General features: G+C 36.4%; 28 protein-coding genes and 1 tRNA gene. 11 read left to right on the plus strand and 18 right to left on the minus strand.

The window, feature by feature from the left end; all coding sequences use genetic code 11:
• Positions 1 to 2: 2 nt before the first annotated feature.
• Both MNY27_RS00235 and MNY27_RS00240 read left to right on the plus strand, forming a co-directional pair.
• Complete coding sequence (locus tag MNY27_RS00235) at positions 3 to 1,076, plus strand: cytochrome c peroxidase (protein ID WP_223176037.1); 1,074 nt, start codon at positions 3 to 5, stop codon at positions 1,074 to 1,076.
• Entirely contained in the window at positions 1,060 to 1,479 is a 420-nt protein-coding gene (locus MNY27_RS00240) for a thioredoxin family protein (RefSeq protein ID WP_152183491.1), read from the plus strand. Before MNY27_RS00235 ends, MNY27_RS00240 begins: the two co-directional genes overlap by 17 nt.
• On the opposite strand, the gene MNY27_RS00245 is transcribed toward MNY27_RS00240, so the two are convergent.
• Positions 1,476 to 2,369, minus strand: a complete 894-nt coding sequence (locus MNY27_RS00245) for a glycosyl transferase (protein WP_152183492.1) — start codon at positions 2,367 to 2,369, stop codon at positions 1,476 to 1,478. The two genes, MNY27_RS00240 and MNY27_RS00245, sit on opposite strands and share 4 nt — an antisense overlap.
• A gap of 59 nt (positions 2,370 to 2,428) precedes the next feature.
• A complete protein-coding gene (locus MNY27_RS00250) occupies positions 2,429 to 2,764 on the minus strand; it encodes a hypothetical protein (protein ID WP_152183493.1) in 336 nt (111 codons plus the stop codon).
• Positions 2,765 to 2,863: 99 nt separating this feature from the next.
• Here MNY27_RS00250 and MNY27_RS00255 point away from each other — a divergent pair, with 99 nt between their 5' ends.
• Positions 2,864 to 3,058, plus strand: coding sequence for a hypothetical protein (locus tag MNY27_RS00255; protein ID WP_152183494.1), 195 nt, complete (start codon positions 2,864 to 2,866; stop codon positions 3,056 to 3,058).
• A 10-nt stretch (positions 3,059 to 3,068) separates the two neighbouring features.
• Positions 3,069 to 3,671, plus strand: a complete 603-nt coding sequence (locus MNY27_RS00260; protein WP_188109435.1) for a tetratricopeptide repeat protein — start codon at positions 3,069 to 3,071, stop codon at positions 3,669 to 3,671.
• Position 3,672: 1 nt separating this feature from the next.
• Here the strand turns inward: MNY27_RS00260 and cobA are convergent, their stop codons facing one another.
• From cobA to MNY27_RS00310, 10 genes are all read right to left on the minus strand, one after another.
• Positions 3,673 to 4,410, minus strand: a complete 738-nt coding sequence (cobA, locus tag MNY27_RS00265; protein ID WP_152183496.1) for a uroporphyrinogen-III C-methyltransferase — start codon at positions 4,408 to 4,410, stop codon at positions 3,673 to 3,675.
• The gene (locus MNY27_RS00270; protein ID WP_346391714.1) at positions 4,410 to 5,474 is read right to left on the minus strand and encodes a cytochrome D1 domain-containing protein; all 1,065 of its coding nucleotides are present in this window, start codon (positions 5,472 to 5,474) and stop codon (positions 4,410 to 4,412) included. The genes cobA and MNY27_RS00270 overlap by 1 nt, the downstream gene beginning before the upstream one ends.
• Before the next feature lie 34 nt (positions 5,475 to 5,508).
• Entirely contained in the window at positions 5,509 to 6,630 is a 1,122-nt protein-coding gene (locus tag MNY27_RS00275) for a radical SAM protein (protein WP_346391715.1), read from the minus strand.
• Complete coding sequence (locus tag MNY27_RS00280) at positions 6,630 to 6,938, minus strand: cytochrome c (protein ID WP_152183499.1); 309 nt, start codon at positions 6,936 to 6,938, stop codon at positions 6,630 to 6,632. The genes MNY27_RS00275 and MNY27_RS00280 overlap by 1 nt, the downstream gene beginning before the upstream one ends.
• A gap of 196 nt (positions 6,939 to 7,134) precedes the next feature.
• Positions 7,135 to 8,772 carry a nitrite reductase gene (locus tag MNY27_RS00285; protein WP_152183500.1) on the minus strand — a complete coding sequence of 546 codons (1,638 nt, stop codon included), beginning with the start codon at positions 8,770 to 8,772 and terminating at the stop codon, positions 7,135 to 7,137.
• A 57-nt stretch (positions 8,773 to 8,829) separates the two neighbouring features.
• Positions 8,830 to 8,982, minus strand: a complete 153-nt coding sequence (locus tag MNY27_RS00290) for a hypothetical protein (RefSeq protein ID WP_188109436.1) — start codon at positions 8,980 to 8,982, stop codon at positions 8,830 to 8,832.
• Positions 8,983 to 8,991: 9 nt separating this feature from the next.
• Complete coding sequence (locus MNY27_RS00295) at positions 8,992 to 10,431, minus strand: cbb3-type cytochrome c oxidase subunit I (RefSeq protein ID WP_152183501.1); 1,440 nt, start codon at positions 10,429 to 10,431, stop codon at positions 8,992 to 8,994.
• Positions 10,421 to 11,074, minus strand: coding sequence for a cytochrome c (locus tag MNY27_RS00300; protein WP_346391716.1), 654 nt, complete (start codon positions 11,072 to 11,074; stop codon positions 10,421 to 10,423). Before MNY27_RS00300 ends, MNY27_RS00295 begins: the two co-directional genes overlap by 11 nt.
• A 38-nt stretch (positions 11,075 to 11,112) precedes the next feature.
• Entirely contained in the window at positions 11,113 to 11,439 is a 327-nt protein-coding gene (locus tag MNY27_RS00305) for a hypothetical protein (RefSeq protein ID WP_152183503.1), read from the minus strand.
• Between the two features lie 211 nt (positions 11,440 to 11,650).
• Complete coding sequence (locus tag MNY27_RS00310; RefSeq protein ID WP_346391717.1) at positions 11,651 to 12,763, minus strand: response regulator; 1,113 nt, start codon at positions 12,761 to 12,763, stop codon at positions 11,651 to 11,653.
• Positions 12,764 to 12,867: 104 nt separating this feature from the next.
• Here MNY27_RS00310 and rsmH point away from each other — a divergent pair, with 104 nt between their 5' ends.
• The 5 genes from rsmH (at position 12,868) to MNY27_RS00335 (ending at position 17,805) form a co-directional block, all read left to right on the plus strand.
• A complete protein-coding gene (rsmH, locus tag MNY27_RS00315) occupies positions 12,868 to 13,791 on the plus strand; it encodes a 16S rRNA (cytosine(1402)-N(4))-methyltransferase RsmH (protein WP_152183505.1) in 924 nt (307 codons plus the stop codon).
• A gap of 11 nt (positions 13,792 to 13,802) precedes the next feature.
• On the plus strand, positions 13,803 to 14,081 hold the full coding sequence (locus tag MNY27_RS00320) for a hypothetical protein (RefSeq protein WP_152183506.1): 279 nt from the start codon (positions 13,803 to 13,805) through the stop codon (positions 14,079 to 14,081).
• Positions 14,082 to 14,097: 16 nt separating this feature from the next.
• Positions 14,098 to 17,211, plus strand: a complete 3,114-nt coding sequence (locus tag MNY27_RS00325; protein WP_152183507.1) for an efflux RND transporter permease subunit — start codon at positions 14,098 to 14,100, stop codon at positions 17,209 to 17,211.
• A gap of 16 nt (positions 17,212 to 17,227) precedes the next feature.
• Entirely contained in the window at positions 17,228 to 17,665 is a 438-nt protein-coding gene (locus MNY27_RS00330) for a globin (RefSeq protein WP_152183508.1), read from the plus strand.
• A gap of 63 nt (positions 17,666 to 17,728) precedes the next feature.
• Positions 17,729 to 17,805: transfer RNA gene (locus tag MNY27_RS00335), tRNA-Ile, on the plus strand.
• A 28-nt stretch (positions 17,806 to 17,833) separates the two neighbouring features.
• Here the strand turns inward: MNY27_RS00335 and MNY27_RS00340 are convergent.
• From MNY27_RS00340 to MNY27_RS00365, 6 genes are all read right to left on the minus strand, one after another.
• Positions 17,834 to 18,508 (minus strand): ThiF family adenylyltransferase, encoded by a 675-nt coding sequence (locus MNY27_RS00340; protein WP_152183509.1) that lies wholly within the window; start codon positions 18,506 to 18,508, stop codon positions 17,834 to 17,836.
• A gap of 38 nt (positions 18,509 to 18,546) precedes the next feature.
• Positions 18,547 to 19,341 carry a carbon-nitrogen hydrolase family protein gene (locus MNY27_RS00345; protein WP_152183510.1) on the minus strand — a complete coding sequence of 265 codons (795 nt, stop codon included), beginning with the start codon at positions 19,339 to 19,341 and terminating at the stop codon, positions 18,547 to 18,549.
• 1 nt (position 19,342) lies between these two features.
• On the minus strand, positions 19,343 to 19,528 hold the full coding sequence (gene xseB, locus MNY27_RS00350) for an exodeoxyribonuclease VII small subunit (protein ID WP_152183511.1): 186 nt from the start codon (positions 19,526 to 19,528) through the stop codon (positions 19,343 to 19,345).
• Positions 19,521 to 20,627 carry a homoserine O-acetyltransferase gene (locus MNY27_RS00355; RefSeq protein ID WP_152183512.1) on the minus strand — a complete coding sequence of 369 codons (1,107 nt, stop codon included), beginning with the start codon at positions 20,625 to 20,627 and terminating at the stop codon, positions 19,521 to 19,523. Before MNY27_RS00355 ends, xseB begins: the two co-directional genes overlap by 8 nt.
• Before the next feature lie 64 nt (positions 20,628 to 20,691).
• Positions 20,692 to 21,957: an O-acetylhomoserine aminocarboxypropyltransferase/cysteine synthase family protein gene (locus tag MNY27_RS00360; RefSeq protein ID WP_152183513.1), complete on the minus strand. Its 1,266-nt coding sequence runs from the start codon at positions 21,955 to 21,957 to the stop codon at positions 20,692 to 20,694.
• A gap of 4 nt (positions 21,958 to 21,961) precedes the next feature.
• Positions 21,962 to 22,426: a hypothetical protein gene (locus MNY27_RS00365; RefSeq protein WP_152183514.1), complete on the minus strand. Its 465-nt coding sequence runs from the start codon at positions 22,424 to 22,426 to the stop codon at positions 21,962 to 21,964.
• Positions 22,427 to 22,503: 77 nt separating this feature from the next.
• On the opposite strand from MNY27_RS00365, the gene MNY27_RS00370 reads away from it, so the two are divergent.
• Both MNY27_RS00370 and MNY27_RS00375 read left to right on the plus strand, forming a co-directional pair.
• Positions 22,504 to 23,214 (plus strand): YebC/PmpR family DNA-binding transcriptional regulator, encoded by a 711-nt coding sequence (locus tag MNY27_RS00370; RefSeq protein WP_152183515.1) that lies wholly within the window; start codon positions 22,504 to 22,506, stop codon positions 23,212 to 23,214.
• Complete coding sequence (locus MNY27_RS00375; RefSeq protein WP_152183516.1) at positions 23,214 to 23,786, plus strand: YigZ family protein; 573 nt, start codon at positions 23,214 to 23,216, stop codon at positions 23,784 to 23,786. The genes MNY27_RS00370 and MNY27_RS00375 overlap by 1 nt, the downstream gene beginning before the upstream one ends.

The raw sequence follows: 23,786 nt of genomic DNA on the forward strand, positions 1-23,786 counted from the left end.
TTATGATGAGAGGAATAGGTTTGTTACTTGCCTTTGTAATGGTAGTAAGTGGATATGATGACTTACGTCAAAAAGCATTGGATAAAGGTTTAAAGCCTATTCCTAAAGATTATGAGACTTTAAAAAGTGAAGTTGATGACAAGTACAATCCTCTTCGTAAAGAGAAAATCATCTTGGGTAAAAAGCTCTTTTTCGATAAAAATCTCTCACGTGACAGAACGATTGCCTGTGCAACATGTCATGACCTTAAAAAGGGTGGTGTTGATGGAAAACCAACTGCCATAGGTTACAAACAGCGTCCAAATCCCTCTCATCTTAACTCTCCAACAGTACTCAATACCGCATATTCAAAACATCTTTTTTGGGATGGTAGAGCTAAGTCTCTGCGTGAGCAGGCAAAAGGCCCGTCTCAGGCAACATTCGAGATGGCATCTACTCCAGAACTAATAGAGCAGAGAGTCAAAGAAAATCCAGAGTATGTCAATGCTTTTGAAGATATTGACGGCGAAGATGAGATTACATTTGACAATATTACAAAAGCAATCGCTGCATATGAGAAAACTTTAGTTACACGAAGCCGTTATGATGATTTTTTAGAGGGAAATGAAAAGGTCCTTACGCAAAAAGAGCAGTATGGACTCAATCTTTTTATAGACATGGGGTGTAAGGCTTGCCATTTTGGTCCGGCTGTCGGTGGTCAGAAAATTCAAAAGTTTCCACTGCGAGACTATAACAGCATCATAGATTTGACAACGACTTTTGATGACAAAACACATAAGCGACATTTTTCACAGATGAGTTTTAATTTTAAAAAGTACCATCCATACCCATTTGAAAACATTGGTGATTTTTTAGGAAAAGACCAGACTCGTTATTTTCGTGTGCCAATACTACGAAATGTTTCCAAAACTGCTCCATACTTTCATAACGGTGTAGTTAAAACACTTCCCGAAGCAATAAAAATCATGGCAAAGTATCAACTTGGAATTGATCTGACGAAAAAGCAGCTAGATGGACTTGAAGCTTTTTTAAAGTCTCTTGATGGTGAGATAGTCGATTATGGAATTACAAAGTAAAAAGTGCTTCTCTCTTCATCTAATAGTAGTTTTTTTACTTTGCAGTGTACTTTCTCACGCAAGTCATGTTGCTTGGCAGAGTGATTATGAATCTGTAAGGAAACAAGCAAATCAAGAGTATAAAAATATCTTAGTGTTTTTGATAGAAGAGGACACAAAAGAAAGTAATGCGATTATCAAAGAGAGCTTTTTAAATCAAAAATATATAAAAGATATCAATAAAGATTTTATAGCTGTTATTGTACGTAGTCATGCTAAAAAGAGTTATCCGATAGAGTTACTTTACACGACAACATATCCGGCACTCTTTTTTTTAAGCTCTGAGGAGCTTTTTTTATGTGACCCTCTTGAAGGTATCATAACTCCTAGAAAAATAGTAGAGAAACTCTCAGAGTGCCATTAAGAGAGCATATCATACGCATCCTCAATAGTTGGCGCATTTTGTGTTACAAAAAGATAAACAGCAGCATTTAAGCGTGCTAGTTTTAAGAACTCATCGGATGGACTGTGTAACTGCTGGGATGACTCTTCTAGAGATATTTTATCCCATGATTTTTTATAGTGTATACCAAAATATTCAGGGTCAATAATGTACTCTTGAACATCTTCATTCTCTACCATCCATAGACGACCTTTTGAAAAGAGTTCAGGTGTTCCCTCATTCCCTTGGATGAGTGCAAATTTTTTATATCTGTCAGAAAAAATCTGTGCATATTTTTTTACATAAGGTTTATGAAAAACTCCTATAATTGCATATTCACTTTTTGCAACTCCGGGGAGCTTCTCAATTGTGTTAAATCCACTTCGTAGACCAAGCCTGTTCCTTATCTCTGTAAGTTTATGAAGTTTGTTAAAAAACTCTTTTCTGTCAAAATAGTGTATATTAGGATGTAATTTGATTTGTGAGACTATCTCTTTAATCGTTATACCATCTTTAGCAGGTTGTTTTTCATCGCCGATAATGACAAGCTTTAGATTTTGTTTCTCAAGTGCTTTGGCCACTAGTGGAAAAATATAAGGATTTTTGGCTTTCCCGTCAAAAGGATAACCAAGTTCAAGAGAGTTTTTTATTTCAGATTTTGTAATATGTTCATCGCAAGCAGCAATCGCACCACGAAACTCTTCTGTCGTTTCCGGTTTGAGTCTCCATCCAAGTAAAAAAGCCGCAATTTGCTCACTTGGAACACTTTGGTTTAGAACCTGTTGCATCATATCTTTTGCTTCATCGAAACTAAGATCTCGATTCCCTTTTAGACCTGTGCCGACAGCGTGTATATATTTGAAAAAATCCATGATTTTACTACCCTTATCTATTGATAGATAAAGTGTAGCAAAATTATATAAATAGGAGTTTATAATCCAAGTTTATCTTCGATTGCATCCTCTAAATCACCATTATGTGGTGTCACATGAAAATAATCTTTTGAAAACTCAACTGTTACAGCTTTTGTTTCACCATTTTCTGTTTTTTCTGCTATAAGTTCATTTTCTTTAAATTCTGTCATTCTCCAACCATCATCTTCACCCGCTTCTACAATGAGCTTATGAACTTTTTGCAATGGCATCTCTTTAAAGTATGTATAATCTGCAGTTTTTGCATCAACATGAGCTCCTGTTGTGGCACTACATGATACAAAAAGTAATGAAGAGAGTAGAACAGTTACGCTTAAGATAATAATTTTTTTCATTTTGTTTTCCTTTTATATTTTTCAACCCATAAACAAGTTAGGTATCCTTAATATGATATAATAATAATTATAAAAAAACTTTGAATTGAATGGATTTTAATGGGTTCACAAGACATAGTCATTATTTTAGTTATGACATTTCCAATGTTGTTATTTAGTATCTATCCGGGAATAAAAGCAAGTGAATATTTGGAAAAAAAATATAATATCGAAGAGTCGAAAAAAAGAGCTGTAATGGTTTCAGTGACGTTTCTGTTTGCTTTGACACTGTCACTGCTGCTTTATTATGTTTAGGAGTTTGTATATGAAAATTCTATTAGTGTTTTTAATGGTAGTTTCTCTTTATGCTTCAACACAAGAAGCATTGCAGGCATATAAAAATCAAGAATATAAAAAAGCATTTAGACTTTATAAAGAGGCTGCTGAGAAAGGTGATATAACTGCACAAAATGCAGTGAGTTACCTTTACTTTAATGGTATCGGCATACAAAAAAGTCAGCAAAAAGGACTCAAATGGTTACAAACGGCTGCTGATAGTAGTGATAAAAGAGCCTGCTTTGATTTGGGAATGATGTATCTCTCAGGTATAAATGTCGAAAAAGATTTACAAAAAGCGGCAAAATATCTGCAAATCGCTTCTGAGAAAGGTAATAGTGACGCTACATACAATCTGGCACTCATGTACTATAACGGTGATGGAGTAAAACAGGACCTAAATTATGCAGCATCACTTTTAGAAAAAGCGGCCGAATCAGGACATATCGCTGCACAACATAATGTTGGAAGAGTTTATATGCAAGCATTAAATTTTAAAAAGGCAAAACAGTGGCTGAGTGAAAATGTAAAAGATGGAGATATTCAGGCAGCTGATCTCTTAAAAGAGATAGAGGCTGCTAAAAAAGAGTAGTTTAGTTTTTCTCAAACCATTTCAGTTGCTCACGCAACTCAACAACATGTCCGACAATAATAAGTGCAGGAGTAGGGACACCTTTTGCTTTTTGGACAATATTCTCCAATGTCCCAATCACAACACTCTGGTCTTTTGTAGTACCACGTGAGATAACGGCACACGGATAATCTTTCGGTTTTCCTACTTCTTGGAGTTTTGAAGAGATTTTTTCTAGATTATGAAGTCCCATTAAAAAGACAATCGTATCATCTGTTTTAAAGTTTTCCCATGGGATCTGTGACTCTTTTTTATTTGGGGATTCATGTCCTGTTACTACGCGAAAACTAACAGCTACTCCACGATGAGTTACAGGAATGCCTGCATAGGCAGGCACACTTACAGCTGAGGTGATACCTGGAATAATCTCGAACTTTATATCTCGCTCATGAAGATATGCTCCTTCTTCACCACCACGACCAAAGACAAAAGGGTCACCACCTTTGAGACGTACTACAACATTGTGCTTGAGAGCATTTTGATAGATAACTTCATTTATCTCATCTTGTGGTAATGTGTGTTTCCCATCCTCTTTTCCGACATAAACAAACTCACATCCATCTTTTGCCATATCTAAAATCTCAGGATTGGCAAGACGGTCATAAATGATAACATCGGCTTGGGTAATAACTCTGTGTGCTTTGATCGTTAAAAGCTCAACATCTCCTGGACCAGCGCCTGTTAAATATACTTTGCCCATTATCTCTTCTCCTCATAGATGAAAATCCCTGATGGTTTTTTAATTGTAAATATCTCTTTTTGTAACCACCAGCCTTTTGTATTGATTATCGCTAATTTATTTGTATCGTTTACAGAAACATAGAGTTTCGGTGCTTCATTCGACCATCTGACATGAAGTATCTTACCATCAAATGCAAATCTTTTGATGACTTTTAGCGTTTTTGTGTCAATAATTTGAATGACCGGAAATTTGTTCCCGGAAAAGGTAACAGCTAAATATTTTTTATCAGGAGATAGCGCAGTAAATACTGGTAAACCTTCTGTTTTTATCGCTTTTAAAAATTTAAAATCAGGTGTATAAACAAAGACTTTGTTATCTCCAACTGCAGGAATGAAAACTTTTGAATCGCTGATGGACCAAAAACCAAAATGAGGGACTTTCAGTACCGGTTTTCTATCATCGAGTTTAAGTTGAATCTTTTCAAATTGCATGCTGTCTAAATCAACAACACCAAACCAAGGACTTTGGAAAAAACCATTGATATATTTATCCCCTTTTATCATTGCATCAAAAGGCATAACACCGACATCTTTGAACTCTTTATAGAGTTTGAACTTTGGTTGTCCCTTTTTTTCATTTTCATCTTTATAGATAGCAATGGCATCATTGTCCATCTCTGAAAAAATCAGATAGTTTTTATAGATTTTTATACCCACGTTACGAGAGCCGGTTTTGATCTTTTGTAGTGGCTTTAAATCACGTGAGAGAATATCTACACTCTTGTCATCATAGTTTGCAACCGCTACATAGTTTTTTGCTATGACAAAACCGATAGCACTTTTACTTGTTTTGTACTCATCAAGTTTTTTCTCACTGCGAGGATCAAATCGCACAACATAACCATCACGAGAGATAAGATAGCCATCATTCCCATAAAATTTGATAACTCCATGGTTCATATTGTGCATACCTGTCATATGTGATTTTGGCAGGTCATTGATAACAACAGCAACAGAATTGCTTTCTCGCTCTACAACAAAGATTTTCTCTTTTGCATTCAGATAGTTATTAGCTAAGAGCAATAATAGGATTGTGGTAAAAAGTTTTTGTATCATTTTAAATAGTCTCTCTTTCTTCTTTTGTTAAATAGCATGACGGGTCTTCAGCCCATAGGTCTCCACTGATTGCATATGCACGCGCACGACTGCCTCCGTTACAGATATCGATCTGTTTACAAGTTGCACAGATTCCACTTATCTGTTTTCTAGGGTGGACTCTTAACTGGTCTAAAAGTTCTCCTCCCTGCCAGATATCACCAAAGTCTTGGTTGATGATATTACCGACAATAAGCGGGAAGAACGGGTCGGGACGAACATCACCTTCAGAGTTTATGTTAAGAAGTTTACGTCCTGCAGAGTTTCCACTCCATTTAACAAGTCTGTCTCTCATTTTCTCTTTCAGTTCTGGATATTTTTTGCCAAATTTCTCTAAAAGTAAAATGGCATCCATCTCCATATTCCCGGTAACTATTTCAATATCGCGACCTGTCTCATAATACTCAAAGGCTTTATCTAAAATGAACTCTACAGCCCTGCGGCGTTGTTCTTTTGTCAAATCCATTTTCAAGTTATCAAGACCTCGTCCTGAATAAACAAGATGCGAGACATAGATTTTAGGAATATTGTGTTTTTCTGCCAAATCAAAAATATACTCTAAGGAGTCAATAGTATCTTTTGTCATAGTAAAGCGGATACCTACTTTTGAACCTGTATCATTCGCAAGCAGAACTGCTTTGAGTGTCTCTTTAAAGGCTCCTTTGAGTCCCCGAAAATAGTCATGTGTTGCTTCATCACCATCGATACTGACACCGACATAGTTAAATGTTTCGGTGATCTTTTTGATATTGCTTTTTGTAAAGTAAAGACCGTTACTTGAGAGATAGGTGATGATACCGTTTTGTCTACAAAACTTGGCAATTTCAAACAGGTCTTTTCTTGTAAGCGGCTCACCACCGGAGAAGATAATGAACTTGACACCGTTTTCTTTCATCTCTAGAATGGTTTTTTTAATCTGCTGAGTTGTCAGTGTATCAACTTCATCCAAGGTTGATTTTGAGTAACAGTGCAAGCATGAAAGGTTACAACGGTTTGTAAAGTTCCAAATAGCGATACTTCCGTCTAGTATTCTCTCTTTTTTATCTTCTACAACAGAAGCTATGAGGTTGGAGAGTCGAAACATTATTTTTTTCCTTTAAAAGAGAGTATGTAGTCACTGATGAGATCTAACTCTTTTGCACTGAGATGCAGTTGTGTCATAACAGTTCTTTTATATCCAAATGCTTTATACATAGACTTTGGAGAAGCGATGTAAGCTTCTATCTCTGCTTTTGTTCTTTTGGTTGCTATCTCACTAAAAGGAGGTCCAAAAGCCATGGCTGTTTGATGATGGCATCCCCAACAGTAAGTTTGGAAAACTTTTTTTCCTGTTAGCGAATCAGCAAAGAGTAAATTTGAAAAAAGCAGTAGTGAAATTAAAATAGTTTTCATCGTTTTTCTTTCTTTGATATAAGTAATATTCTAGCAAAACTAAGCTTGAAATATGCCTTAAATAGGCTCTAAAATAGGAATTTTTTAAATTATACAAATTTGAATATTTTATAAAAAAAAATTATAAAATGAAATGTTTTTGATAGACAGAATAAAGGAGTGAAGAATTCTCCCCAAAAAGGGGAGAAGAGGGTGCTTATGCACCTGGAATAGTTTGTCTATGCTCGATAGAGTAAGTAAATGTTGGAGTTGTTAAACCTTTAATATATTTAACAAATTTTCCAGTTTTTGCTTCATAGATACCGATACGACCAGCATTCCATTCAGAAATCATAGTCCAGTGACCATGGTTTGCAGGTTCAGCATGTAAGATTCTAGGAATTACAACTTTACCTTTTTTATCTTTAACAGTTGGTACTTTCCAGCTGTAAAGTACTTTATGAGTAACCGGATCGGTTACAGTACCACGTTTTGTACCTACTGTAATGATTCTATCAACTTCTAAAGTTTGTTTGTTGATTAAGTGTACTTTATTCCAATTAGCAGGTCCACCAAGAACATTATCTGCCCAGATAAATGGAGTATGCTCACTTGTACCGACAAAAAGACCACCACCAGCAGTTCTTACGTTCTTAACAACATTCCAGTTTTTATCCCAGATAACTACATTACCAACATTCATACTGTCTGTAGCAAAAAGTTGACCGTATTTGTCGTTATACCAAGATGAACCTTGACCTGGGTGTGGCTTAGAACCAGGACCAGTGTATACTTTAGCAACTAAAGATTTCGTTTTAAAGTCAACAACACCCATTACATCAGAACCTTGTGATGCAATAAAGAGATAGCGACCAAACTCATCACCTTCATTTAAAAGACCATCATGGAGGATTTTACCAATGTTTGGAATATCACCTACGATTGGGAAACCTTCTTTTGAATAGTCAACAATGTAAACATGCCCTGCATCTTTAAGTGCAAATGCAATGTATGGACCATATGGAGTGTCAAAAATACCAGCAACACGAGATGAACCAATGTTACCTTCCGTATCGATTACACTTGATGTTGGATATACTTTAAGTGGTTCTAATGTCATAGCATCCATAAGTACAGCACCACCTGGAACGTAGTTACCAGCCATTAGGTATTTACCATCTGGTGAAACTGCAAGACCACGTGATTCAGAACCAACTTGACATTCAGCAATTTTTTGTTGACCCGGAGTGTTAAGATCGAACATTGTTACTAAACCTGAACGAGAGATTGAATATGCATAACGAGGTTGACGCTTGTTCGTTACTGTTACGTGAACAGCAAACCCTGCAGGGTGTTTCGATAATACTTTACCACTTGTACCGTCTATAAAAACAACACGAGCAGCATCACGCTCTGTTACGAAACAAATATCTGTATTTTTCTTAACATCTGCTGCGTGAGGATATTTTTTGAGGAATTTCATTCTGTCGTTAAGTTTTTTCCATCCTTTTTTTACATTCTCTAAAGTAAGAACTTCAATTTTCTTACCTTTAAAATGTTGTAGATAGTCAACCATCTTATCTGCATCAGCTTTTGAAAACTTCTCTTTAAATTGAGGCATAGCTGTACCCGGACGTCCGTTAAGGATAGTCTCTGCTAACATATAAGAGTTTTTCTTAGAGATAACTTTTGGACGTAAGTCAGAACCAACACCACCTTCATGGTTTGGACCGTGACATCCCTGACACTCTTTTTCAAATACTTTTTCCACATTCATATGTGATGTACCCGCAAAAAGACCTGAACTTACAACTGCTAAAGCCGCAACTGACATAACTAATTTATTTAATCTCATTTTATTTCTCCTTCTAAAATTGAAGATTAAGCATGGCCCCAAAGGAGCCAGGGCAACCTAATTTTCGTTTTCTAAACGTTTTTTCTCTTGGAAGTAGATCCAAATCATTGGAAGTACAATCACAGTGTGAAGAAAAATTGTTAGTGTTAAAGGACCTTGGTTGAGCCAACCGAAAAAGCTTGGCACAACGTCTGTAAATGGTTCAAACATTTTATCTCCTTATCTTTCGTGAACTGGGTTTTTCCCAGTTGTAAGTAAATCTTTTGCTAAGAATAAGAAACCTAAGAATGTAACAGTACCCATAATAAGTCTCCAATCCATTGCCTGTGCAAACCATAAACCACTTTGACCATCAAAGTATGCAGCCCATGTAGCACCCATTTGTGCACGAGATACCAATACTTGAACATAACCAGCGATTGTAAGTGCTACAGTCATACCTACAACACCACCAGTAATTAAACTAACACCCCATAGAGAAGCTTTTGTATGTTTCATTACTTTGATGCCGTTTGTACCTTGAACTGCAATGTACATCATACCAACAAGAATAGTCGCATATGCACCAAAGAATGCCAAGTGACCGTGTGCTGATGTAAACTGTGTACCGTGAGTATATAGGTTTACTTGAGGTAATGTATGGAAGAATCCCCAGATACCTGCACCTAAGAAGTTACCAAATGCATTAAGTACGAACCATGTAAATGCCGGTTTGTTTGTAATAACAGATTTAACATGAGCTTCATCTGTATGCTCATCTGCCATCTCTGCACCTTGCGTTTTACCCCAATCATAAAGAACGTGGATAAACATTGCAACAAGTGGTAATGGTTCTAGTGCTGAGAATAATGCACCGATTTCCCACCAGTACTCAGGTGTACCAATCCAGAAATAGTGGTGACCTAGACCTAAAATACCTGAACCAAAGAGCATTGCAACTTCAATCCATAACCACATCTCAACAACTTTACGGTGTGCACCGATCATAGTGATAAGACCATAAGCAGCAATTGCACCAACAAATACTTCCCAAGTAGCTTCAACCCATAAGTGGATTACCCACCACCACCAGTATTGATCAATTGTAATGTTGTCAGTAAAGAACATACCAGCTAAATAAAGACCAGCAAATGCAATCATGTCAGCCATTAAAACTGTTACGATTCCAGATTGTCTTCCTTTAATACCAGTAAGGAATAAGTTTGCAACAAATCCAAGAGCAACAACTACGATTCCCCAGTCAGCCCAACGTGGAGCTTCAATATATTCACGACCTTCAGTAATAAACCAAATAGTAGTTGCATCTGCAGGACCGACTTGAATAAAAAGATATACAAGAACAACAACAACGATTGCAGCTGCAAAAATCCAGAAAAGGAGTTTACCGATCTTGATACCTACTGTCTCAATACCAGTCTCATCCGGTAACAACCAGTAAACTGAACCAAACATTGCAAAGACCATCCATACAACGAGTGCATTAATGTGTAAGATTCTTGCAATAGAGAAGTCTAGAATTCCATAAAGAAAACCAGGCATTACATATTGAATCGCTGCTACTAAACCAAAAAGTAATTGAGCACCAAAAAGAATAGCAGCAAAAGTAAAATACCATGTTGCTAACTGTTTTGACTCTGATGTTAAATGATTATTTGCCATTGATTGCTCCTTGCATACGTCCAAAGTTTCTTGGGAAACCATTTGTATCTATAGACGACATATGTTTTAAAAATGCAACCAAACCTTTTGCTTCCTCAGCTGTGATTCCTAAATCAGGCATCATACGAGCATGAGTTGGGAATTGGTCTGGATGTTGTAAGAATTCAGCCATTGCCTCTTCTTTTGTATTTTTTCCAGTTAATGCTTGCATAGCTCCATCTGGTCCCCATGCCGGATCTAACCATGCTTTTGTTAAATCTGGTGCATAATAAGCTCCATTTCCAAGAAGTGTATGACAATCCATACAGTTTTTAGCCTGTGAACCTAGTTTACCTAAGTGAAGCAGAGCTCTCGCTTCTTCTTCTGACCAGTCATCACGACCAAAAAACTTCTCTTTTTCCCCAATTACTGGAACTTCATGACCACGTTTTGCGTCCATTTCATATGTAATCTTATAGTTAATAACTGTAGGTCCTGGAACCCTTTTTGTTACACCGTTTTTAAGGTCTTCATCATTACCCATTGCAATTTGAGCTGACGTATCAAACGTTAGCCAAATAAGTAGTATTGATGCAAAACCTGTAACCCACGTTGCTGAACGTTGCCAGAAACGATTGTCACTCCATACAGATTTATTAGCCACTGTATCCTCCTATAAATTATTGCCAAAATATATAGTTATCAATGTTCATTCTCTTCATGAACTTGATTTTGCATATAATAAACTGCGTATGGAAGTAATAACAATCCAATAGCAGCGACAACTAAAGCTTTTGCAGTAAAATCACCTACATGCATCAAACTTCCCATTAAATACAAACAATAGGCAGTTAGCATCCAAAAACTATAGGCTATAGTCATAGTCCATGGTTTAAGCAGTTTAACTTTTACTGCAGTATATATACCAACATAAATTCCTCCAAAAACTAACACAAGTGCAGATGAAATAAAGATAGGTAAGAAATCATCCAATGCTATCTCCGGTCTAACAATTGATGGATCAATCATTTTGTTTCCTTAAACTTAGGTTAGATTTTAGAATCATATGTAGTGTATAAAGTTTTAGATGAAATAGGGTTGATTTAAGTCAATTATTATGGTTAAGTAATAAAATTTAGTTAAATTTTATTTTAAGTGTTACTTTATAGATGATTTCTATAGAAGTTTTTTCCTCAATTTTAGCATTAAGGAAATAGCGCTACAAACAACAAGAAAGGTTCTAGTTGTTTGTAAGAAGATAGCTTTTGATCTCTTTGACTAAATTTTCCAAATCTTCTTTGAATTTAAAAAGAAGTCTTGATTTTTCATTGTCATCACTATTTAAGGATGTTTTGAATTCTCGTGCAGTTGCAGTGAGTTTTTGCGCTCCAATGTTTGCCGATACTCCGATAATATCCAACAGTAGTCTATCCGCATTTTCTGTGTTGTTCTGTTTGATAAGGGACTCAATAACTTCATGGGCATTATTATAACTGTTTATAAATTCATTTAAAATTTCATGATAGAAAGCAGTATCATTTCCTGAAATTTCCATTCCCTCTTCTATATCAAGTTCAGTATAGTTTAGACTACTACTTGCATTTTCATCTGGAGTATATGCATATATAACATCATAGAGTGCATCCATTTTCAATGGTTTCTCCAAATGCTCACTCATTCCCGCTTCTGTCATTTTTCTAATATCATCAGCTGCAGTATCTCCACTGAGAGCCACAACTACAATATGGTTAAGTGCCGGATTTTTTCTTATTTTACGTGTAGCTTCAAAACCATCCATACGAGGCATATGCGCATCCATAAGAATAAGAATAAAGTTGTCATCTTTTTCTAAAATCTCTAAAGCTTCAACTCCATCATTTGCTACAACAACATCAATACCACTCTCAGCCAAAAGCCCTAAAATAACTTTCTGGTTAATGATGTTGTCTTCAGCAAGCAAGATACGCTGACCGGAAAACTCTTTAAAGTCATCTTTTGTAATTTTTGCATGCGGTGGTACTTCTCTTTTTTTGATGACCTTTTGTTTTACTTGAACTTTCTCAGCATCTTTTTCTTCAACTACTCCAAAATCCCCTTCTTCTTTTCCATCAAGAAGAGTAGCTGATGTATCTTCTGTTTCTACTGCTTTCTCGTGAGCTTCTACTTCTTCCTCTTGTTGTGCAACTACCTCTTCAACTACTGGTTTTGTTGTCTCTACTGTAACAATTTCTTCAGTACGTTTTTGAGTTGACGAACTTGTTGTTTTTCTCTTTATTATAAGATAGATAAAAATTACAACTAAGATGGCTACAAGAGCTAAAAGCTCGTTTTGATAGGCAACTATAAGGTCCATATTCCCTCTTTTTATAAAATATTGCTCAATCATACAGTATAAAAAATTAAACCTAAATCAATTTTGCTGTATAATCACTTTAAATTTTATGTTTAGGGTGACTTTTGCAAAATATTCCACATATTCCGGTTTTATACAGAGAAGTAGTTGAAACTTTTAAAGATATAAATGAGGGAATAGTCATTGATTGCACAATGGGATATGGCGGTCACTCTTCAATGATTCTTGATGCAAACCCAAATATCAAGCTCATTGCAATCGATCAGGACCAGACAGCCATAGAGTTCTCACGCAAGCGTTTAGAGAAGTATGGTGACAGAGTCGCGATACGCAAAGGACGATTTTCGAATGTCATCAAAGATATTCTGCGTGAGGTTGATGCAGGAGAGATAAAAGGTCTGTTAGCAGATATAGGTGTTTCATCTCTGCAGCTTGATCAAAAAGATCGAGGATTTTCTTATGAGAGTGAGAATCTTGATATGCGTATGGATAAAGAAGCAGCTTTAAGTGCTGCAGATGTTGTCAATAGATATGCAAAATCAGAGTTGGAGAGAATACTTTTAGAGTATGGAGAGCTGCGTAACTTTAAAAAGATTGCATCTGAGATAGTTAATAACCGTCCTTTTAACTCTGCAAAAGAGCTCAGTGAAAAACTCAAACCTTTTATGCCTCGAGGTAAAAAGATTCATCCTGCAACACTTTTGATGCAGGCTATTCGCATCGAAGTCAATGATGAACTAGGAGAGCTAAAATCACTTCTGCAAAGCATAGAAGAGGCAAAGTTGCCAAATGCAAAGATTGCAATTATCTCTTTTCACTCTTTAGAGGATAGAATTGTTAAAAAAGAGTTTTCGAAGTGGGCAAAGTCTTGTATATGTCCACCGGAAGCTATTCGATGTACCTGTGGAAGCAACCATCAGTTAGGACGTATTCTTACAAAGAAGCCGATTATGGCGCAAGATGATGAACTCAAAGCAAATGCACGAAGCAGAAGTGCAAAAATGCGAGTATTTGAGACAAATTTATAAAGGAGGAGCAGGTGAGTGAGAAGCATGAACTTTTAGATGAAGTAGATTCAGTAATAACAAATAAAAAAAGCCTTGATTTTAACTACTTTTTGTACATTGTCTTTTCACTTTTGTTTGTTGCAATGTTCGCTTTTCCAAAGATATATATCACACAGCAGATATACTATAAAAGTAGAGAGATAGCGAAACTAAAAATCGAGTATGAAACACTCAAAGAAGAAAACAGGCTGATTAGTGCTTCTGTAGAGTCCATCAAGTTCAAAAATCAGATACTAGATACACTTTTTTAAATTTTAAGGAAAAATATTGATTCGTAAGTTTATAGAGTTTGCCATTGAAAAACCACTTTTAAACCACATACTTTTGATCTTCATTTTTATGCTTTCCATATTTGCATATATCAATATTCCAAAAGAGATCTTTCCGCCGATGAATATGGATAAAATCACTATTAAAGGTGGTTATGCGGGAACATCTGCAGATATTTTGGATAAGATGGTAGTGCAGAGCATTGAAGATGATCTGCAAAACATTGATGAACTTGAAGAGATAAAAAGTAGCATTAAAAATGGTTCATTTATCATCAGTGCGGAGATCAAAAACGGCTCAGACAATATACTTGTACTCAATGATGTAAAAGATGTTGTAAGCAGTGTAAAAAAAGATCTACCGGCAGATATGAATGAACCGGTTGCCAAGATAAAGACACATGCTTTTCCTTTGGTTCTCATAGCACTCTCAGGAGATGTTTCAAAAGAGGAACTCTTAGAACGTGCAGATGAGCTAAAGAGTGAGCTTGCAAAATTTAAAGATTTGAGTGATATAACGATTCGTGGTGATGCGGATGAAGAGCTTGATATCTCACTAAATTATCAAAAGATGCAGGCTTATGGACTCAGTACTACACAAGTGGTTTCAGCTATCAGCAATATCAGCTCAATTTTTCCAATAGGGACAATCAAACAAAAAGCACACCATCTCTATATTTCAACCTATAACGGTGAAAAGACCAAAGAGAAGATTGCAGATACTATCATTCATGTAGGCAATATTAAACTGCGAATAGGCGATATCGCAGATGTAGCCTTTAAACTGAGCGATGAGGTAGAGCTTTCTCACTATAATGGTGTAAGAAATGTTTCCATCAATGTTACAAAAAGTAAAAACGGGAATGCAATCGCACTGGTAAAAGAGATACGTGAACTTTTAAAAGAACAAAAACAGAAGCATCCAAAATTAAATTTTAATATCTATACAGATACATCTGTATGGATTAAAAATCGTTTGAATGTGGTCTTTTCAAACATCGCTTTTGGATTGATGCTTGTCTTTTTGGCGATGTTGATTTTTATCAACCGTGGGATTGCTTTTGTTGTAGCTCTTGGAATTCCTGTGAGTTTTATGATAGGACTCATCGTAACAGAGATTTTGGGAGATTCTCTTAATATGCTCTCACTTTTAGGCGCACTTATTGCACTTGGAATGCTCGTGGATGAAGCCATCGTTGTTGCAGAAAATATCTACAGGCACTTAGAAGAGGGTATGGAGAGAAAAGAGGCTGTTATTAACGGTGCGGCAGAGATGTTTCCTGCAGTGCTCACTGCAACACTGACAACTGTTTTTGCCTTCTTGCCGATGCTTTTAATGACTGGAGAGATGGGAATGTTCATTAAAATTATTCCCATTATGATTACGGTTTTACTGCTCTCATCTCTTTTTGAAGCGTTTTACTTTTTACCGCTGCACGCACATGACTTTTTAAAGGTTTCCAAAAAAGGGAGTTTTACAAAAGTTTTCTGGGATAAAATGTATGTATGGTACAGTAAGGGGCTCCATTTTTTCTTTAAAAGAAAACTTGTCTCACTACTGCTGATAAGCTTTTTTATACTTGGATTTGAGTTTATCATGATAAAACATGCGAAGTTTCAACTTTTTCCTGATTTTGATAATACCCAGGTCTATGTCTATGGAAAAGTCAATATCAACAATGAGTTAAAAGATACCGAAAAAGTTGTTACAAAATTAGAAAATATCATTATGAAGCAGATTGATAATGAAAATGTTTCATCCGTTACCTCTGTTATTGGCTTTAAAATGGATGCTAAAAACAGAGCGGAGTTGGGTGAAAATATGTTTCATATCTTTGTTGATCTACATGAAAGAGCACCGGAGAACTTTTTTGACAAATATATCAGTCCCTATCTCTCCATTGAATATGATGCAAAGATAAAAACAAGAACAGTTGATGCAAAAGAGATAGCCAAAGGAATAAAAAAAGCACTTGTCAGTCTGCGTGCGGCCAAGGATGAAAAAGGAGAGAAACTTTTTGAAGAGCTAGTTGTTAAAGTTCCTGGTGCCGGTGTAATTGCACATGATGTGGAGATAGGTCTCAGTTCCAAAGATGGAAAAAATGTAGTTGGGTATCTGAAGTCTTTAGAAGAGAAACTAGGTTCAATCGAGGGTGTATTTAACATTTCAGATGATGCAACCCTTGGGGAAAAAGAGTTGAAACTGCGTGTAAACAGATATGGTCAGGAGCTAGGATTTAATGAGGGAGTCGTATCAAATATACTGCGTGCTTATTATCTTAAAGGAGAGTATGGAAAACTCTTTAACAACTCCGGACTTATTCGTATTCGTATTGAGAGTGATTTAGACAATAATATCCATTCACTCAATGCTTTGGAGTTGCAAGTACCATCATCAAAGCAGTATGTCCGACTGAAAGATATATGTGATTTTGAGTATAAGCAGAGTTATGTAACACTGAAAAAAGAGGATGGAAAACGCATTCGAAGTCTTTATGCTTCGATTGATAAAAAAATTATTACATCTTCAGAGCTTATGCAAAAAATAGAGCCAATGCTTCAGGAATTTAAAAAAGAGGGGCTTTTAGTTGAGATAAAAGGAGAAGAGAAGGAGAATAATAAAAATAAAAAAGAGATGATGCAATCAGCAATTATTGCCATTTTTTTAATTTTTATTACACTTGTGTGGTTGTTTGATTCTATCAAGAAATCTTTAATTGTAATCAGTACAATACCACTTGTTCTTCTTGGTGTATTTGTTGGTCATTGGGTTATGGGACTGAACCTTACAATGCCGGGACTTATCGGAATAGTAGGACTTGCCGGAGTTGTTGTCAATGATGGACTTATTATGGTTGACTTTATAAAAAGAGCAAAAGATACAGAAGAGTTGATGCGTCGTGCACAAACAAGACTCAGACCGATTTTGTTAACATCACTTACAACAGTGCTTGGACTCTTGACACTTATCTTTTTTGCTTCAGGTCAGGCAAAGATACTTCAACCGATGGCAGTATCTCTAGGATACGGAATTGCGTGGGCAACAGTGTTGAATCTTTTATATGTACCACTGCTTTATGCAGTTGTCTATAAAATAAAAGCACCAAAATAAAATTTTAGGAATAGATATGAAGTTAGAGATAAGTTATGCAGCTTTTGGTGTAAGACCTCCTGTTGTAAAACCAATACCGGAATTTTTACTTGAAGTGGGTGAAGATGGATTGAGGCAACTGATTTCAAAACATTATGATGCAATTAAAAAGAGTGATATCTATCATCTATTTCCACAGGATGATGCGGAGTTTGAACAGGCAAAAGTAAATTCTGCAGACTTTTTTATTCAGATTTGTGGAGGTCCGGCATATTTTAATACCAATAGAGGTGCTCCACGAATGGTTGGTCGTCATGCGCCTTTTGCTATTGATGCAAAAGCAAGAGAGATATGGCTTGCACTCTATAAACCTCTTTTAATAGAGTTACAGAACGAGGGTGTTACAGAGACCTCTTTGCAATCATTTTGGGGATATTTGGATATCTTTTCTCTATGGATGGTAAATACCAAATAAAGCCCAGAAATAAAGCAACTTCTAAGCAACTGATATGTATAATTTCGACCTATTCTTAGAAGTGGGTTCGTAGCTCAGTTGGTTAGAGCCCTCCGCTCATAACGGAGTGGTCCCGTGTTCGAGTCACGGCGAACCCACCACTTCAAAATCCTTTAATTATTTTACAAATCAGTCAGCTTTTGGAAGTCCAAATTTTTGTGTAATTAGCTCACCTTCATCATTGAAAAAGAGATAGTAAAGCAGGTCTTTTTTGACACTAAGTCCAGCAAGATAGCGAAGTGCCAAATTTGCTTGTAGTGAAGCAATATGCATAACAATTGGAGCGGCAATTCCTGCTGGTGTTTTTTGGATGATTTTAAAAGAGTCTGAGAATGAAGACTCCTCGATAAAAGCTACTTGGCCATGAAAAGCTTCAACACTGCCATAGACCCAAGGGAGATGTCTCTTTTTTGCATAAGCATTTATCTCTGCACGTGTTGGTAGATTATCTGTCGCATCAATGATGAGGTCGACTTCTATATTTTTTTTGCTCCACTCTTCAAAGTTCATTTCATGAGCAATAGCTTTTGCATAGGGACAGCGTTCTTCAATGATTTTTGCGTTTATTTGGGCTTTGTTTTTTCCTTCATCACCACTTTTAAAAGCGATCTGTCTGTGGATGTTATGCAGGCTGACTTCATCAAAATCAACCATATGAATTTCACCGATTCCTGTTGCTCCAAGTGCAAAGGCAAGGGAAGAACCAAGTCCCCCTGAACCAATGATAGCTATTTTTTTATCTTGCAGTGATTGTTGTGTCTCTTCTCCCCAGAGCTGGACTTGACGGTGAAAATATTGCATCATGATGAAGCCTTTAATCGAGTTTTATCAAATTTTAGTGATTATAACACTCTTTTATTAATCGCTTCTTTAAATCCCCATGTTCTGCGTGAGGCTATAACATCGGAGTGGTTCATATCGACAATCATAAGCTCTTCTTTGTTTCCTAAGTGTGTGAGAAGTTCTCCGTTTGGAGAGACCAAAATAGAGTCTCCATAAAAGTTCCATGTCAACTCTTTATCTTGATACTCGCCAATTCTATTAGCTCTTAAAATATAGTAGTTTTGCGTAAAAGCTCGTGTTGAGACAAGTGCTTTCCAGCGTTCGTATGATTCAAAAGTAGAGACACTTGGAACTAATAGACAGTCAATATTCTTGTTCTTTAGTTTTTGGAAGATTTCATCGAAGTGGAGTTCAAATCCACTGATAACGCCAAATTTGAAACCATCAATCTTAAAGACAAGAGGTGTCTGTAAGGATTTTATCTCATTGGCAAAGAACTTTTCTTCATTCCAGTGAGAGTAGTTGATAAGAATCTGTTGTTCATAATAAGAGGTAGAAGCAGGTGCAAACTTTGCAATGGTTTTATAGACTTTTTTCTTCTTAACTATGACAATAGGAGCTACTATTGTCATACTGTAGTTTGCTGAGAGTTCTTTGAGGATTTTTATCTGATGCGAGGCTTGTTCTTTAATCATACTTAAAGACATATTTTGCAACTCTTTAAAAAAAGGATTGAGAATATATTCTCCAAGAAGTAGGAGTTTGACACCTTTTTTATTTGCAATTCGGATATAGTTGTAGAGCTTTGTTGAACTCATACCTTGAGAGCTAAGTTGTAAGACAGCTGCACGCATTTTAAGAGGCTTTTATCTCTTGGATTTTGATAACTGCATCTTCAAGCATTTTTTGCGCTTCATTTAACTCTTTCATACCTTGTTCATATGCTTTTACACTCTCTTGGAGTGTAATCTCCGGTTTCATCAAAGTCTCTAGAATTTTTTTGGCATTTTCCAGTTTTTTTTCAAAGTTCTCTTTAGCCATCGAGTGCTTCCTTTACATAGTTTTCAAACTTATCGAGTTCAACAAGAAAGGCATCATGTCCGTAGTCACTCTCAATATCGATGTAGTCATAGTTCGCATTTCCGATTGCTTGGAGCTCATCTGCTATCTCTTGCATCTCAAAATTTTTAAAAAGTATATCATTTTTAAAACTAATGAGGTGCAGTTTTGCTGTGATGCGTTTGAGTGCCTCATGTAAAGAATCAAATCCGCGTGAAAGATCATAGATATTAATGGCTTTTGTAATGTAGAGATAGGTAAGCGGATCAAACCATTTTGTAAAGTTGTAGCCATTATACTCTAAGTATGACTCTACTTGAAACTTACCAAAAAGTTCATACAATCCATCTGTCAGTTTATAATCTCTTCCAAACTTCTCACGCATAGATTCAGGAGATAAAAAACTGATATGTCCTGCCATACGTCCAATTGCCATACCGGCAAGTCCCTGTTCTTTTATAATGTCAGGGTCATAGTAGCCTTGCTTGAAATCAGGATCTTTTAAAATAGCCTCTTGAGCTACTTTATTAAAGGCGATAGCCCAAGGTTGTGTTGCGTGTGTTGCTGCCATTGCAATGATTTTATTTGAAAAGTTCGGATAGTGGATGGCAAATTGGAGTGCTTGCATACCGCCCATACTTCCACCAATAATTGCGTGAACTCTGTGAATGTCAAGTCTGTCAAATAAAATTCGTTGTGCTTTTACCATATCTTTGATACTGACAACAGGAAATCTGTAACGATATGGTTCATGGTGTGGATACTGAGGGCTCATAGGTCCGGTTGAACCAAAACAGCTTCCAATGACATTGGAACATATGACAAAATATTTGTCTGTATCTATCGCTTTACCTGGACCGATAAGCCCATCCCACCAGCCAGGTTTATTTTCACCTTCATAAAAACCTGCAGCATGATGACTTCCTGTGAGAGCGTGACAAACGACTACTACATTACTTTTATCTTCATTGAGCTCTCCATATGTTTCATAGCTAATATCATAAGGCTCTAAGATACGTCCACTCTCTAAATAGAGAGGATTGGTAAAATGTTCAGTATATGTTTGCAGGTTTAATGACAAATTGGTTGCTCTCTTAAAATAATTAGTGACATTTTAGCAAAAATGGCTTAAGCCCACCTCTATATTAGGCGTCAAGTGCCTGAGCAATGTCATCTATCAAATCTTTGGCACTCTCTAAGCCAACAGAAAGACGGATAAGCCCTTCAGGAACACCACACGCAACTAGCTCTTCATGAGATAGTTGCTGATGTGTTGTTGATGCTGGGTGTGTGATGATTGATTTTGAATCACCAATGTTTACAACAAGAGAGTAAAGTTTTGTAGCATTGACAATTTTTTCTGCTTCTTCTAAACTTTCCACTTCAAAACTCAGTAACCCACTACAGAGTCCATCTGTAAAATATTTTTGGGCATTTTCGAAGTTTGCATTACTTTTAAGACCAGGATAGTTGACTTTTTTAACTTTTGGATGTGATTCTAAAAACTCTGCAAGCATCAAAGCGTTACGTGAGTGTTCTCTCATTCTTAGGGAAAGATGCTCCATACCTTGGATAAAGAGCCATGCATTAAATGGAGAGACCACTGCTCCTAAATCACGCAGGAGTGAGAGTCTTGCTCGAAGTGTAAATGCAGGTAGTCCTGTCTCTGTATAGATAAGACCATGGTAGGAAGCATCTGGCTCATTGAAATGTGCATAGCGTGGATTGTTTTTGAGTTTCTCATTTAAACCTTTTTTCTCAACCAAAATACCACCGAGAGCAAGACCTTGACCTGTTGTGTATTTTGATGTGCTATGCACAGTGATGTCCGCACCATATTCAAAAGGACGGCAAAGTACAGGTGTTGCTACTGTGTTGTCCACTACTGTTAAGATATTATGTTTGTTGGCAATGGCAGTAAGTGCTTCAATGTCTGCAACATCGATACTAGGGTTTGTCAAACTTTCAAAGAAAATAACTTTAGATTTTTCATCAATGAGCTCTTCAATTTCCTCAGGATTATGAACATCAAAAAAACGTGCTTCTATGCCAAAACGTTTCAGTGTATGGGCTACTTGCGTAAGGCTTCCTCCATAGAGTTGTTTTGCACAGATGATATTATCACCGGTTTGGGCAGCATTAACGAAGGCATAAAATATTGCACTCATTCCAGATGAAGTTGCAAGTGCTGCTTCTCCACCTTCTAGTGAGGCAAAACGTTTTTCAAAAACATCAGTTGTCGGATTGTTCAGACGTGTATATATATTGCCAAGCTCTTTGATTGCAAAGAGATTTGCAGCGTGTTCTACATCCCGAAACTCATAAGCTGTGGTTTGGTAAATTGGAACTGCCATAGTCCCTTGCGTATCTTTTTCATAACCTGCGTGAAGTGCCAGTGTTTGTAAATCCATTCATTTATTCCTTCGTTATTGATTTATTGCTGTGAAGTGTCTCTTCTTTTAATTTTTCTAGAAACTCTAAGATATTTTTTTGGTATGCAAGTGTATCCTCATCATTACTGTAGAGTAAAAAATTTTTAAGAGATTCAATATCTATCTTTTTTGCATATCGTGGGACAATCTTTAACTCTTTTTGTATAGTAGCAACGAGTAGGTCCAAATCTAAAGCGTTCTGTTTTTTTACTTTTTCAACAAGCTCTTTTGTCGTTAAGAGTAGCAGATTTGCTCTGTCCTCATCCCCCTCATAAATTTTTGTAGCGAGCTCTTTTACAAGAATAAAATTTTCAACTTTTGGTTTTTCATTTGCAGCAATTACAAGTGCAAATATTTTGGCACGAAACTCTAATGAGCCATGATGATGAACAAATATTTCACGAAATGCACTGAAAAAATGGTGTTTGATTCTAAAAGAGAGTTTCATCTGTATTCCTCATGCTGTATTATACACTTATAGTTTTGAAAATGGTATAATTGCAAAAAAATTAACTAGGAATTTTTATGGGTAGAGCGTTTGAATATAGAAAAGCATCAAAATTAAAAAGATGGGGAGCAATGTCTAAACTGTTTCCTAAACTTGGAAAAGTCATTACAATGGCGGCAAAAGAGGGTGGAATGGACCCTGATCTAAACCCTAAACTCCGTACGGCGATTTTAAATGCAAAAGCGGAAAATATGCCAAAAGACAATATTGATGCTGCGATAAAAAGAGCTGCTGCAAAAGATAGTGCAGATATGAAAGAGGTGAATTTTGAAGGCAAAGCTCCTCACGGAGTGCTTCTTTTTATCGAATGTGCGACAGATAACAACACACGTACCGTTGCAAATGTAAAAAGTATTTTAAATAAAAATGGTGGTGAGATGCTGACAAATGGCTCACTCGAGTTTATGTTCTCACGCAAGGCTATTTTTGAGTTTAATTTAAAAGATGATATGGATTTAGAAGAGTTAGAGCTTGAACTCATTGATGCCGGTCTGGAAGAGATTGAGGAAGAAGAGGGCCTTGTTCTTGCAACTGCTGATTATACTGCATTTGGTACAATGAATGAAGCTTTAGAGAACTTGGGTGTTGAGATCACAAAAGCAACACTGGAGAGAATTGCAAATACTCCAATAGAGATCAGTGAAGAGGATCAAGCCGATGTAGATAAGATTTTAGAGCGACTTGAAGATGATGAGGATGTGCAAAAAGTTTATACAAACTTGGCATAATGCAAACACTCAAAGGACATTTTACCACTACTTTAGAGGTGAAGCAATCGAAGTTTATTGCTCACCTTATTCCCTACGAAATATATGAAACAACGCTTGAACAACTAAAAATACAACATCCAAAAGCAAGACATTTTGTAACTGCTTACAGATATTTGAATGAATATTCTCAAATCGTAGAACACTCTAGTGATGATGGAGAGCCAAAGGGAACTTCGGGTAAACCATCTTTAATGGTGCTGCAAGGGCAGGAGTTAATTAATGTAGCTGTAATAATTGTACGCTATTTCGGTGGTACAAAACTCGGTACCGGTGGATTAGTTCGAGCCTATAGTGATGCAGTGAATCTTGTTGTAAGTGAAGCGGACCTGATTGAGTATAGAGAAGAAAATACTCAAATTATAGAGATTAAGTATGGAGACGTCCGCTTAGTAGATTATGAGATTGAAGCAAATAATATTACTGTAGTTGAAAAAAAGTTTGATACAAACGTAGTGTATACCATTAAAGGGGTGAAGGAGTCTCTAGAGACTTTCCTTGCAAAAGTTGCAAGGATCGTAACTCTTAGATAA

The sequence above is a fragment of the Sulfurimonas sp. NWX79 genome (genome assembly GCF_039667035.1).
GTDB lineage: Bacteria > Campylobacterota > Campylobacteria > Campylobacterales > Sulfurimonadaceae > Sulfurimonas > Sulfurimonas indica.